Raw genomic sequence first — 12,927 nt, 5'->3', positions numbered from 1 at the left:
CGGTACTGAGTCGTCAAATTCAAAAAAATCAATTTCTTGTTATTTATGCCCTACGTAGGGTGATAAAGCCTATGCTAATATGGCCGTTAAATTTATAAATAGTAGTAATCATGTTAGAAGTCTCAAATCTTACCGCTATTCGTGACGAAAGAGTTCTTTTTGAAGGGCTGTCGTTCAAGATCGGTAAAGGCGAAATTGTTCAAATTGAAGGCCGAAATGGCACAGGGAAAACGACATTACTGAGAATTATTGCAGGGCTCGGCGACTGTGAAGGTGGCGAGATTCGTTGGAACGACAGCATCACAGTAAGCAATCGTGATCTTTTCCATCAGGATTTACTTTTTTTAGGTCATCAGACGGGTGTAAAAAGAGAACTCACCGGGTTTGAAAATCTCTCCTTTTATCAATCGATCCATCAATCGGAAATTGATAGAGATAAAATTTGGTCTGTACTTGCTCAAGTTGGTCTTGCTGGGAGAGAAGATGTGCCTGTCGCACAACTGTCCGCCGGTCAACAACGCAGAGTAGCACTAGCAAGGTTATGGTTAAGTACACAGGTTTTGTGGATTCTAGATGAACCACTTACAGCAATTGATAAACAGGGTGTGAAAGTATTGGAAAACTTGTTTCTCAAACACGCCGAAGAAGGGGGAATAGTGGTGCTTACGACTCACCAAGACATGTTTATTGATTCACCAAAACTTCGCAAAATTAAGTTGGGTGATTAACATGATCCAACCTATGTTAATGATTATCCGCCGAGAGCTACTTATTGCCTTCCGCCGCCAAGCCGATATTTTTAACCCATTGTGGTTTTTTATTATCGTCATTACTCTTTTTCCTTTAAGTATTGGCCCCGAGCCAAATTTATTGGCGAGAATAGCCGCAGGTATTATCTGGGTAGCCGCATTGCTCTCTGCCTTACTCTCCTTGGAGAGGTTGTTTCGAGACGACTTTCAAGACGGCTCTTTAGAACAGATGATGCTTATGCCTATTCCTTTACAACTCGTGGTCATCTCAAAAGTGATTGCTCACTGGTTGTTAACGGGATTGCCACTGATATTGATAAGTCCTCTTTTGGCTGTATTGTTGTCATTAGACTTTTACACGTGGCAAACCGTTGTTCTGACATTGTTAATAGGGACACCGACACTAAGTTTCATTGGCGCTATCGGTGTGGCATTAACCGTTGGGTTACAAAAAGGCGGCGTATTACTGAGCCTTCTTGTTTTACCGCTCTATATTCCTATATTGATATTTGCGACGTCAGCGATCGATGCAGCAAGTTTAGGCATGCCATATAACGGTCAACTGGCTATAATGGCAGCGATGCTTGCAGGTTCAATGACCTTAACCCCATTTGCGATTAGTGCTGCACTTAGAGTTAGTGTGAATTAGCACGATAAACTACCTCTTTATGGGTATTGTTTTGCAGGTGACAGAGAATACGATCACCCCTTGCGCTGTCTTTAGTTTAGCCCAGTATAAAAACATATTATAAAAACACGAATCAAGAGCGAGATATCACCATGTGGAAATGGCTTCATCCCTATTCTAAGCCCGAAGTGACCTATAATTTATGTAATAAATTGTTACCATACTTCGCGGTATTAACAGTACTGTTTTTAGGCGCGGGTACGGTGTGGGGGTTAGCTTTTGCGCCTTCTGATTATCAACAAGGGGATAGTTTTCGAATTATCTATATCCATGTTCCTTCCGCTATCTGGTCTATGGGTGCCTATATGTCGATGGCAATCGCTGCGTTTGTTGGTATCGTATGGCAGCATAGATTATCGAATATGGCGGCGGCGGCAATGGCACCAATAGGTGCTGTATTTACATTCATTGCATTATTCACTGGGGCGGTTTGGGGCAAACCTATGTGGGGTGCTTGGTGGGTATGGGATGCAAGGCTAACATCTGAACTGGTACTACTATTTTTGTACTTAGGTGTGATAGCACTTTATCACGCCTTCGATGACCAAAAAACAGCGGCTAAGGCAGCGGGTATTTTGGCCATTGTCGGTGTTATTAACCTTCCTATTATTCATTTCTCTGTAGAGTGGTGGAATACACTACACCAAGGAGCCAGCATTACTAAATTCGCTAAACCGTCTATTTCAGGCGACATGTTATGGGCACTGCTTTTGAATATATTTGGTTTCTTGTTCTTTTTTGTTACGTTGACTTTAGTACGATTTAAAAATGAGATTTTGTCTAAGGAGAGTCATCGTCCTTGGGTGCAAACGCTCATTTCTGGGAGATAACAGATATGTATTTTGAAAGCTTTAGTGACCTAATAGCTATGGGTGGCTACGGGGCCTATGTATGGGGTGCATTTGGGGTTACGTTTCTATCACTTTTCATCCTTACCGCGAGTAGTTTAATGACGGGCAAAAAAATCATTCGTGAAGTTAAAAGTAAACAGGAACGCCAAGCCCGAATAGAAGCGGCGAAGAATTTGGAGAACACATTATGACCCCAAGACGCAAAAAAAGAATGGGTCTGTTGCTGGCACTGTTTTTAGGTCTTAGTGCTACGATCGGACTTGTGCTGTACGCATTAAATCAAAACATGGATCTTTTCTATACACCAACAGAACTGGTTCATGGCAAGCCAGATGGTTCTAAACCGGAAGTGGGCCAACGACTGCGTATAGGTGGCATGGTTGTAAAAGGGTCGGTTAGCCGAGATCCTGAATCTTTAAAAGTGTCGTTTAAGCTTGCCGATGTTGGTCCTCAGGTGACCATTGAATTTGAAGGAATACTGCCAGATCTTTTCCGTGAAGGACAAGGTATCGTCGCGCAAGGTGTTTTAAAAACAGCGACATCTATTGAAGCTTTTGAAGTGCTAGCAAAGCATGATGAAGACTATATGCCACCAGAAATAGCTGAAGCGATGGAAAAAGTGCACGAGCCAATGGGCTACACGGAAGAGCAGTTAAAAGGGGGCGACAAGTAAATGGTTGCTGAAATTGGTCATTTTGCGCTTATTGTCTCTCTCGGGTTTGCGGTACTTTTAAGTATTCTACCTCTGGTTGGTGCTGCTAAGCAGTCTCATATGTTAATGGCTACCGCTCGACCACTCTCGTGGGGCATGTTTTCATTCTTATTACTTTCATTTTGTATTCTTCTTTGGGCATTTTATACCAACGATTTTACTATCAGCTATGTCGCGAGTAACTCTAACTCCGCGCTTCCTTGGTATTATCGTCTTACTGCGGTATGGGGAGCTCACGAAGGTTCACTACTGCTATGGGTGTTGATTCAAGCTGGTTGGACGGTTGCTGTTGCGTCGTTTAGTCGGGGTATGCCTCCAGAGTCGATCAGTCGTGTGCTTGCGGTGATGGGGATTATTACAATTGGATTTCTTCTGTTTATTATCGTCACGTCGAATCCTTTTTTAAGAACGTTACCTTTCTTTCCTATTGATGGCCGTGACCTTAACCCGCTGCTGCAAGATCCCGGTCTGATTATCCACCCACCTATGTTGTATATGGGTTATGTTGGCTTCTCTGTTGCTTTCTCGTTTGCGATAGCATCGTTAATGACAGGTCGTTTAGATACGGCTTGGGCAAGATGGTCTCGTCCTTGGACAACGGCTGCATGGGTATTTTTGACTTTAGGTATTGCACTGGGTTCATGGTGGGCCTATTACGAACTCGGTTGGGGTGGTTGGTGGTTCTGGGACCCGGTAGAAAACGCATCGTTTATGCCTTGGTTAGCGGGTACAGCTTTAATGCACTCACTGGCGGTAACAGAGAAGCGTGGCACGTTTAAAGCGTGGACCGTTCTATTGGCTATCTCTGCTTTCTCACTCAGTCTGCTCGGAACCTTCCTAGTTCGTTCTGGTATCTTGGTTTCGGTGCATGCATTTGCTTCAGATCCTGCTCGCGGCATGTTTATTCTTGGATTCCTGATCGTTGTTATCGGTGGTTCATTGTTGTTATTTGCGCTGAAAGGCTCTGCCATTCGTGTTCGAAGCAACGTTGCGCTGTTTTCGCGTGAGAATGGGTTACTCGCCAATAATATTTTGTTAATCGCGGCTCTGGTTGTCGTATTAGTGGGCACTTTGCTACCACTTGTTCATAAGCAGATTGGTTTAGGTTCGGTTTCCATAGGCGCACCTTTTTTCAATATGTTATTTACTTGGTTGATGATTCCATTTTCTTTCCTAATTGGCGTCGGTCCACTGATTCGCTGGAAACGAGATGATATCTCCTCGTTGATAAAACCGATGTTGTTCGGTGGCCTTATTTCATTCGTGTTTGCTGGACTGTTTGTATCAATTCTTGGTGACAAGTTTACTGGTATGGCCTATCTAGGCTGGGTAATGGCGCTTTGGATAATCACAATGCACTGTTATGAAATTCATCAACGTGCAACCCATAGACATCGCTTTTTGGTGGGTATCCGTAAGCTTCAAAGAACCCACTGGTCTATGGTCCTTGGACATGTAGGTCTTGCCGTTACGGTTATTGGCATCGCGATGACGCAGAACTATAGTGTTGAACGTGATGTGCGTTTAGCACCAGGTGAAAACTTTGAAATTGAAGGCTATAACTTTTACTTCAAAGGCCTAAGAGACAAAAACGGCCCTAACTATGATGGTTATGTAGCCGATTTCGAAATTACAGAAGATGGTAAGTACGTCAATACGCTACATGCGGAAAAACGTTTCTACACTACGTCTGGATCGATGATGACGGAAGCGGCGTTGGATGTTGGTGTTACGCGCGACCTTTATATCGCAATGGGCGAGCAACTCGGTGACGATGGTTCATGGGCGGTTAGATTGTATTACAAACCGTTTATACGTTGGATCTGGGCGGGGAGCATCTTTATGGCGTTAGGTGGGCTTCTTGCAATGAGTGATAAACGCTATCGTTTCAGAAGCAAGTCTAAGGAAGTGAAGGCCTAAAATATGAATAAGAAAATTCTGTTTATACCATTCGCTATGTTTCTTGTACTTGTGGCTGTTTTCGTGGTGCAACTGTCTCGTAATGCTGAAGGTGAAGACCCGACAAAGCTAGAATCAGTACTGGTTGGTAAACCCGTACCTGAGTTCCGTTTGGAAGACTTGGCCGAGCCCGGCAAGTTGCACGATCAGGCGATCTTTAGAGGTGAACCCCTACTGCTGAACGTTTGGGCCACATGGTGTCCTACCTGTTACGCGGAGCATCAAACGCTAAATGAGCTCGCGGCCAAGGGTGTAAAAATCATTGGTTTAAACTATAAAGATGACCGTGCTAAAGCGACGGGTTGGCTAAATGATTTAGGTAACCCTTATCTTATCAGCCTGTTTGACGGTGACGGAATGCTAGGGCTGGATCTCGGCGTTTACGGCGCACCAGAGACCTACCTAATCGACGCAAAAGGCATTATTCGTTATCGCCACGTCGGTAATGTTACCTTAGGGAACTGGGCAGAAGTACTAGAACCGATGTACATGCAGATGATTGAGGAAGCTAAATAATGAAAAAATTATTTGTGATTTTATTTAGCGCTTTATTAATGTCATTCACCGCATATGCGGCGATTGATGTCTTCGAGTTTGATAATGAGCAGCAAGAAGAGCAGTTTAAAGAATTAAGCCACACGCTACGCTGCCCTAAATGTCAGAATAATACCATTAGTGATTCAAACGCCGAGCTTGCAAAAGACCTTAGAGTAAAAGTGTATGAGATGACAAAAGCTGGCAAATCTAAGGACGAAATTGTCGACTACATGATTGCGCGTTATGGTAATTTTGTAACCTACAAACCACCGTTCACCATCGCGACATCTGTTCTTTGGCTTGGGCCTTTATTTGTTGTTCTACTTGGGTTCAGTATCATTGTATTTAATAGCAAGAAAAAAGCGCAGAAAGTGAACCAACCAAAAGAATGGGATGCAGAAAAAGAAGCCCGCTTAAAAGCAATATTAGAAGAAAAAGGAGATAAACAATAATGGCAATTTTTTGGTTATCTACCGTCGTTTTGACCTTGGCGGGTATTGTTTTTATTGCACTGCCGCTTTTTAGAAAACAACGATTTGATGATGAAGCGCGTCGAGATGAACTTAACAAAGCTTTCTACAAAGATCGATTAGAAGAACTTGAAGTCGAAGCAGAAGCGGGTGTGGTCACCGATCAAGAAGATTTGATTGTCGATTTGAAGCAACTGCTGCTAGAAGACATCCCGGCTGACGAGAACAAAGCAAAGTCATTCTCTATCTCTCCAATGGCCGTGTTTATTCCATCAGCCTTGGTTTTGGTCGTTATTTCTTATGCGGTCTACTCAATTTTTGGCAGTTTAGATAAAGTGTCGCATTGGCAAAGCATTAACGACCAATTGCCCGCTTTGACACAAAAACTTATGTCACCTGAGCAAGAGTCGCTAACTGAAGACGAGCTGAAAGATCTCAAACTTGCCTTGCGTACAAGATTACATTATCAACCAGATGATGCTCAAGGTTGGCTGTTGTTGGGCCGGATAGCGATGGCAGATAGAGACGCGGATACGGCGACAGGGGCGATGAAAAAAGCGCACAAGCTCGACGCAGATGATCCGGATGTGAGATTAGGTTACGCGCAATCACTAATGATGTCAGAAGATGAAAGGCAGCAACAACTTGCGCGCTCAATTCTGATTGGTTTACTACAGGATGATTATGTTGATCTACGTGTTTATTCATTGTTGGCGTTTAACGCTTATCAAAGAGGAGAATACGAAGAATCGATTCGATTCTGGCGTACCATGCAGAAACTCATTGGCCCTGACGACAACCGCTATTCAATGCTTGATAGAAGTATTGAAAATGCGGAAAAAATGTTAGGTAAAGCCGTCACTACAAGCAGTGTTCCGATTACTATTACGGTGGGTCAGGATATACAGTTACCTGAACAGGGATTGCTGATTGTATCGATTCATGATGGAAATGGGTCACCAGTGCCCGTTGCCGCAGCACGTTACCCTATTGGTGCCTTTCCACGAACCGTCGTACTTGATGATGCGAATGTAATGATGCAGGGGCAAAGTATCACTCAACTAGACAGTTTACTTGTCAAAGCGCGAATTGATACTGATGGTAATGTCAGTACCAAAGAAGGTGACTGGTATGGTGAGAGCCAAGTTGTGAAAATGGGTGATCAGGTTGCAATAATGATTGATAAACAGTATTAATATGTCCTTCGTTAATTAGTTGGGGGTTGACGTTGGTCAACCTCTTTTTTTTAAACTTAAGGATAAGTATTTCATTATGTTAGTAACACGCTTGAAAGGTGTGTTGGTTATTTTAATCACCTTATTGGCTGTTGGTTGTTCTTCTACTCCCGAACAAACCGCACAAGACGCAGAAATTAATCAGCAAGTGTTAGGCAGCGAATCTCACCCTAATGACCCCTTAGAAGGCTTTAACCGGGCTATGTGGTCATTTAACTATGATTTCGTTGATCCGTATTTATTTCGGCCAGTCGCGCTCGCATACGTCGGTTACACGCCAACGCCTTTGCGCAAAGGTATCGCTAACTTTTTGTCTAACCTCGACGAGCCTTCAAGCATGATCAATGACCTTATTATGGGTAATGGTGAAGAAGCGGTGAATCATTTTAACCGATTTTGGATCAACTCCACATTCGGTATCTTAGGGTTATTCGATATTGCAGGCGCGGCAGGTATTGTTGAAGACGATAGAGCATTTAGTGACGCCCTCGGCCATTATGGCGTTGGTAACGGTCCCTATTTCATGGTTCCAGCGTACGGTCCAGTGACGACCCGTGAGGTAACCGATTTAGTTGATGGTATGTACTCACCGCTTTCCTATTTAAACATCTGGGGATCTTTGGGCAAATGGGCACTGGAAGGGTTAGAGAGCCGAGCGGCGTTGGTTTCGCAAGAACCGATGTTGGAAGCATCACCAGATCCATACGCGTTTACACGAGATATCTATCTACAGCGTCGTGACTATAAAGCGCAAGTTGAACCGGAAGAGATCAATGAGCAAGAAGAAGACTACCTTGATGACTATCTGGATGAAGAGTTCTAAATAAAAATGCCCCGTTAAAACGGGGCATTTTTTTGTCAGCAATAATTACTGTAATTAGAAGCGGTAGTTAGCCTGAACACCGAGCAACCAAACGTTGCCAGACGTTTCGCCTTCGAACTTCCCTCCAATTGCTTCAGCTTCTCTATCGCCGGTGTAAGAGCCCCGTGGTTCACTAATGGTGGCATCTTTTGCAATAATATAGGTAAACCCAGCATCAAAAGATAACTGCGGTGACCACGTGTAACCAGCCCCTATGCTAAGCCACGTACGATCGGTTTCTGGGATAGTTGCAGAACGGTTTTTATCACTTACCGCAGACGTATCATAAGCAATACCTGTTCTGACTAACCATTCAGAATCTATCTGATATTCTGCGCCAACTGCGAAACGGTAGTTGTCTTCCCAATTTTCATCTTTTACGTTTGATGTACCTGCTGCGCCAAGATCCGCCTCTAGCTTTTCAAAGCTGCTCCAGTCAGTCCAGTTGATACTTGCGGTTATTGTCGTCTGTTCTGAAAGCTGATACATACTGGCTAATTCAGCCGTCGCTGGAAGTGTCAATGCTAACGAACCAGGAGCGGTAGTGCCGGGAACCAAACCAAAACCAACGCCTTTCACTGTGCCTTCAAGGTTGAGTTCGACTTCAGATTTGTAAGCAAATCCGACGCGATGGTGGTCATTAATTTGCCATGCTGCACCAAGCTGCCAAGCCCACTCAGTGGTATCACCTTCCATATACTTTAATGTTTGATTTGGGTAGGCTGCTCCGTGTGCAGGAGATGTCGCACCAAAATGGCCTTCTGCCATCACATATCGTATACCACCACCAATACTCAACGCTCCGGTTAACTCATAACCAATGTTTAGGTTCGCCTCTTGAGTCATTACTTCGGCACTGTCGCCATAATGGCTGGCCGCATAATCATTACCTAGATCGGTACTCATGCCGTAGTTTGTACCAAGAGCAAAACCTAAACCGACTTTTTCATTTAATTTATGCGAAAGATAAAAGTTAGGAATAATGGCGTCATCCGCATAGTCTTTGGTATTGACCTCATAATTGCTTCCATATGAGGAAACATTGCCCGTTACATCAATGTTAGGGTTGGCGTAAATAGCGCCACCAGAAACCTGTGTGCCTTCAAGATAAGTCAGTAAGGCAGGGTTGCGCCACTGAGAACCGGCATTGTCGGCTATTGCTGCCTCGCCGGCATACGCTCGACCAAGTCCTGTTGCGGAATACTCCGCTAACTGAAAGCCGGCGGCTAGCGTGCTGCTGCTGTATGTTGCTATGCTACTCAGAATAGCGATGGAGAGAAGGTTTTTATTTGTTTTCATTAATTTATTCGCTGAATTAGTTAAACCGATATGTCTACAGTGAGGCATTTTACGAATAGAGTATTTACTTTAATAATAAAAATTGCAAAATTGTTACAATTTGAATTAATACTCTATTATTTGGATAAATAGAGAGAATTATCTTGGTATTGTGGTCTGACCATTGCGTTTTTCAGCGTACAAGTGTGGTGTGAAAGGGGCTTATAGCGATATGAGTGTGTATTGGATTGCCTGAGTGATTAATAGTAGAAATAGAAAAAGGGTCGGAAAATCCGACCCTTTTTGACAGGTTAAGTCTAAGTATTTATACAGCGTTTAGAAAGTGCGGCTGTATTGTAAACCAACTAAGATAGCATCCGCGTGTGTGGTGGCTTTTACCGAAGAAATAGTCGTTCCAGCTACTTCTGTCGTTTCGGAAACGTCTACATCAGCACCAACCAAATAAGTGAAACCAAAGTCAATGTTAGATTTCTGATCTAAGTGGTATGTAAAGCCACCGGAAAACCAATTTCGATCGGAATCTGGTACAGAAATTGAGGTAACCTCATCCTGTGCACTAGTATCGTACATATAGCCACCGCGTAGAGTCCAATCTTGGTTCAAATAATATGTACCACCAATAGAGTAGTGCATTCCATTTTGCCATTCGTAGTTATTTATTTCGCCAGATTTTTCGGCTTTCAATACGTCGAAAGAGCTCCAACCTATCCATTGAACACTGTAGTGAACAGCGAATTTTGTATCCTTGATTTTGTGAAACCCGGAGAACTCCAATATGTCAGGCAGTGGCATATAAAGTGTATCATTCTTATTTGTTGCCGTGACAACGTTTCCGGTGTTTGGATCAACACCTACACCAGTGATGTCACCTTTAGCCTCTAGCTCTGGACTATAGTGGTAAGCTAGTCCAAATCTATTGTTTTCATCTAGTTCATAAACCGTGCCTAAATTAAAGCCTACAGCCCAACCATCTGCATCCGCGTCTAATGCTGTGTACGTTTCTACACCAGTAGGTGAAACCACATTATTAGGTAACGTTATGTCTCGTTTAAGTGTGCCTTTACCATAGATTAAGTCTAATCCGGCGCCAAAGCTCCAGTTATCATCTAAGCGATAAGAACCAGCTAGTCCAAGGTTAAAACTTTTGACGTCTGTTGTGCCACCGTACTCTGAAGCGACATAACTGTCGTCGAATTCGGTTTTAGTACCAAAATTGGTATAAGCATTAATACCCCAGGCAAACTTGTCGTTTACTGGAACAATAAGGTGGATGTTTGGAACAAGAGACGTACCGCCCGCATCATCATAATTTGCACTTGAAGTGCCAGAAACTGCGCTGGTATACGTTGCATCTTTCACTTCAATCATAGAAGTAATAGAGACAAACCCAAGTGAAAAAGCAGTTTCATCAAAAAGTGCCATGGTTGCGGGGTTACGAGCCATTGAAGAAGCGTTATCTGCAATAACAGCATCACCGGCAAACGCTCGGCCTAGGCCAGTAGCGGATTGTGCATTTAATTGAAAACCGGCAGCTACTGCTTGTTGAGAAGCAAGCGCTATCGTTGCTGCGATTATCGTTTTTTTAAACAGACGCGTTTTATTCATTAGTAATTCCTTTTGTAAAAAATCGCCTCTTAAAATGGGCGTTATGCCAGAGTGGAGACTCTGTTTCGGTTTTTAATGAGAGCAATTGCTCAGTTTGTTGGCTGATAATAGAGGTTATTATATAGAGTAGAAATCCGACCATTGGCTAATTTGACGGGAAAATACTAAAAATGGCGGGTAACTAACGTGAAATGGTAGCAAAACTCTATATTTTAGAGTTTGTACTCTAAACGCTTGTTTGAAAGTTAATGTTATGTTAATGCATTGTTAATTGGCGAGTGTAGAGGCCCTCATTGCTGAGGGCTTTTATTAGACTAAAGTGTAGGTTTGATGATAGAGGTCAGGTTTGCAGCGATTTTCTGAATGTCTTCACCTTCCTCGCCAACAAGGATGACACTTGAACCTTCAATTGGAACGACGACACCAGACATGCCATCTTTATTAAAATCAATAGCTTGGTCTGTACCAATGTTGGTGACAAACAGTGTTATTCGCCCTTGTTCGCCTTGAAAAACCATATGTAATGCATTTGAGTTTCCAAAACCACAATGATTTAGATAATAAACGTGATAGGGGAATGTTTCTGTAAATTGATAGGCAAACGGTCGCAATTTTGCGTTTATCTGCGTCGAATTTACCCTTTCATCTAGGTTATTTACAAATGGTGATTCATGAATAACATGTTCTACGGCCGTATCTGCCAAACTGGCATGGGCTGAACCGATGAGCAGCGGAGTCCAATTTACTTGGCCGATAATCAACCCAGCGGCAAAAGCAGCGGAAGCGGCCATCGCTAACATCTGTTTAGTGAAACTCTTCTTTTCAGAACGTGTACTGTGATTAAACAAGATGCGGTCAGCAAGATCATCAGGCACATCCACTTTCATGGCTTGTTCTATTTTGTTGTCGAAGCTCAATATGTCATCAGCAAATAATTGATTTGCCTCTGAGTTTTGTATGGCTTCATTTATTTCTTTATTACGGAGCTTGGGCTCTGAAAGTAGCATTCGACGAAATTCTAAATCATCCATTATTCAGCCCCCCTTATATTTGTGACTTTATTGTCTGATTCGTCAATCATGTCTTTAAGTTGGTTTCTGGCTCTAAAGAGCCGAGTCATAACGGTGTTCTTATTAAGATCAAGTATATTACCTATCTCTTCACCACTGAACCCACCAACAACCTGCAGAAAAAGAGGTTCTCGATACTCTGCGTCGAGTTTCATTATCTGCGCCTGTATCCATTCTTGCTGATGATGATGATCATCACTGACCTTTGCTTCATGGCCGTAATCATCTATATCAACCAGCTCCAATCTTTTACGCTCGAAGCGTCTTGCATTTTCTCGCCGAAGAATGGTGATCAGCCAAGATTTTGCTGCTTTTTCATCGAGTAGACTATCCAAGGATTTCCATGCTCGTAAGCACGTTTCTTGAACGAGATCTTCTGCTATCGTCCTATCCTTGCATAGCCAATAAGCGTAGCGGAATAGGTCTTTATGATAAGCGCGCACAAGTGCTTCGTATTTTCTTTGTTTATCCATATCCAAGTTGACCGTGGAAGTTGGCTTTTTCTTTCCAAAAATAGTAGATATCGACACACGAGCCTCCGGTTTGCTCTCTGTCGTTTGTAATTTTCTATATGACAAATCGCTAAAAAATGAGATATAGACTGGTTTATGTTTACGTCGCTTTAACGATCTTTGTTGTTTTTTATTTTGCAGCACTGGGCTGTTGTCTTAATTAACAATAAATTGATCTACTTCAAAACCTCGCCTTCATAACGAGTTATAGTAGCGTCTGTTATCTAGCTAACCCTTGTGGTTAGTGTGTTGAGCAAGATAACACTTCCTTTTGAAGGCTGACTTTACTTTCTCCTAATCAGGAAACTGATTATTTCAATTGGCGTAAGTTAATTGTTTTTTATATGAACATTCCAACCACACCATATCGTGTGGTTT

At 42.9% G+C, this 12,927-nt stretch carries 14 protein-coding genes; 10 read left to right on the top strand and 4 right to left on the bottom strand.

Features of this window, described 5'->3' with window-relative positions:
- The first annotated feature begins 110 nt into the window (after positions 1-110).
- The 10 genes from ccmA to AACW90_RS04880 all read left to right on the top strand — a co-directional run bounded on the left by ccmA (position 111) and on the right by AACW90_RS04880 (position 8,024).
- Positions 111-728, top strand: coding sequence for a cytochrome c biogenesis heme-transporting ATPase CcmA (gene ccmA, locus AACW90_RS04925; protein WP_195703933.1), 618 nt, complete (start codon positions 111-113; stop codon positions 726-728).
- Between the two features lies 1 nt (position 729).
- On the top strand, positions 730-1,398 hold the full coding sequence (gene ccmB, locus AACW90_RS04920; RefSeq protein ID WP_275134456.1) for a heme exporter protein CcmB: 669 nt from the start codon (positions 730-732) through the stop codon (positions 1,396-1,398).
- Between the two features lie 131 nt (positions 1,399-1,529).
- Complete coding sequence (locus tag AACW90_RS04915) at positions 1,530-2,267, top strand: heme ABC transporter permease (RefSeq protein WP_275134455.1); 738 nt, start codon at positions 1,530-1,532, stop codon at positions 2,265-2,267.
- A 5-nt stretch (positions 2,268-2,272) separates the two neighbouring features.
- The gene (ccmD, locus tag AACW90_RS04910) at positions 2,273-2,479 is read left to right on the top strand and encodes a heme exporter protein CcmD (RefSeq protein WP_390231643.1); all 207 of its coding nucleotides are present in this window, start codon (positions 2,273-2,275) and stop codon (positions 2,477-2,479) included.
- Entirely contained in the window at positions 2,476-2,961 is a 486-nt protein-coding gene (gene ccmE, locus AACW90_RS04905; protein ID WP_390231639.1) for a cytochrome c maturation protein CcmE, read from the top strand. Before ccmD ends, ccmE begins: the two co-directional genes overlap by 4 nt.
- Positions 2,962-4,920, top strand: a complete 1,959-nt coding sequence (locus tag AACW90_RS04900) for a heme lyase CcmF/NrfE family subunit (RefSeq protein WP_390231636.1) — start codon at positions 2,962-2,964, stop codon at positions 4,918-4,920. It abuts the gene before it with no gap.
- 3 nt (positions 4,921-4,923) lie between these two features.
- Positions 4,924-5,475 (top strand): DsbE family thiol:disulfide interchange protein, encoded by a 552-nt coding sequence (locus AACW90_RS04895; protein ID WP_390231633.1) that lies wholly within the window; start codon positions 4,924-4,926, stop codon positions 5,473-5,475.
- Positions 5,475-5,948, top strand: a complete 474-nt coding sequence (locus AACW90_RS04890; protein ID WP_390231630.1) for a cytochrome c-type biogenesis protein — start codon at positions 5,475-5,477, stop codon at positions 5,946-5,948. The genes AACW90_RS04895 and AACW90_RS04890 overlap by 1 nt, the downstream gene beginning before the upstream one ends.
- Positions 5,948-7,162, top strand: coding sequence for a c-type cytochrome biogenesis protein CcmI (gene ccmI / locus AACW90_RS04885; RefSeq protein ID WP_390231627.1), 1,215 nt, complete (start codon positions 5,948-5,950; stop codon positions 7,160-7,162). The genes AACW90_RS04890 and ccmI overlap by 1 nt, the downstream gene beginning before the upstream one ends.
- Positions 7,163-7,238: 76 nt before the next feature.
- Positions 7,239-8,024 (top strand): MlaA family lipoprotein, encoded by a 786-nt coding sequence (locus tag AACW90_RS04880; RefSeq protein ID WP_390231624.1) that lies wholly within the window; start codon positions 7,239-7,241, stop codon positions 8,022-8,024.
- 54 nt (positions 8,025-8,078) lie between these two features.
- Here the strand turns inward: AACW90_RS04880 and AACW90_RS04875 are convergent, their stop codons facing one another.
- From AACW90_RS04875 to AACW90_RS04860, 4 genes are all read right to left on the bottom strand, one after another.
- Positions 8,079-9,362, bottom strand: a complete 1,284-nt coding sequence (locus tag AACW90_RS04875; protein ID WP_390231621.1) for an outer membrane protein transport protein — start codon at positions 9,360-9,362, stop codon at positions 8,079-8,081.
- Between the two features lie 315 nt (positions 9,363-9,677).
- A complete protein-coding gene (locus AACW90_RS04870) occupies positions 9,678-10,967 on the bottom strand; it encodes an outer membrane protein transport protein (protein WP_390231617.1) in 1,290 nt (429 codons plus the stop codon).
- Between the two features lie 314 nt (positions 10,968-11,281).
- Positions 11,282-11,998, bottom strand: coding sequence for a DUF3379 family protein (locus tag AACW90_RS04865; RefSeq protein WP_390231614.1), 717 nt, complete (start codon positions 11,996-11,998; stop codon positions 11,282-11,284).
- Entirely contained in the window at positions 11,998-12,567 is a 570-nt protein-coding gene (locus AACW90_RS04860; RefSeq protein WP_390231611.1) for a sigma-70 family RNA polymerase sigma factor, read from the bottom strand. Before AACW90_RS04860 ends, AACW90_RS04865 begins: the two co-directional genes overlap by 1 nt.
- Between the last annotated feature and the right edge of the window lie 360 nt (positions 12,568-12,927).

Origin of the sequence: Vibrio frigidus (assembly GCF_042465995.1) — a bacterium.
Classification (GTDB): domain Bacteria; phylum Pseudomonadota; class Gammaproteobacteria; order Enterobacterales; family Vibrionaceae; genus Vibrio.
Note: the sequence above shows the minus strand (reverse complement) of the source record. Positions and strands in the feature narration are given on the sequence as shown.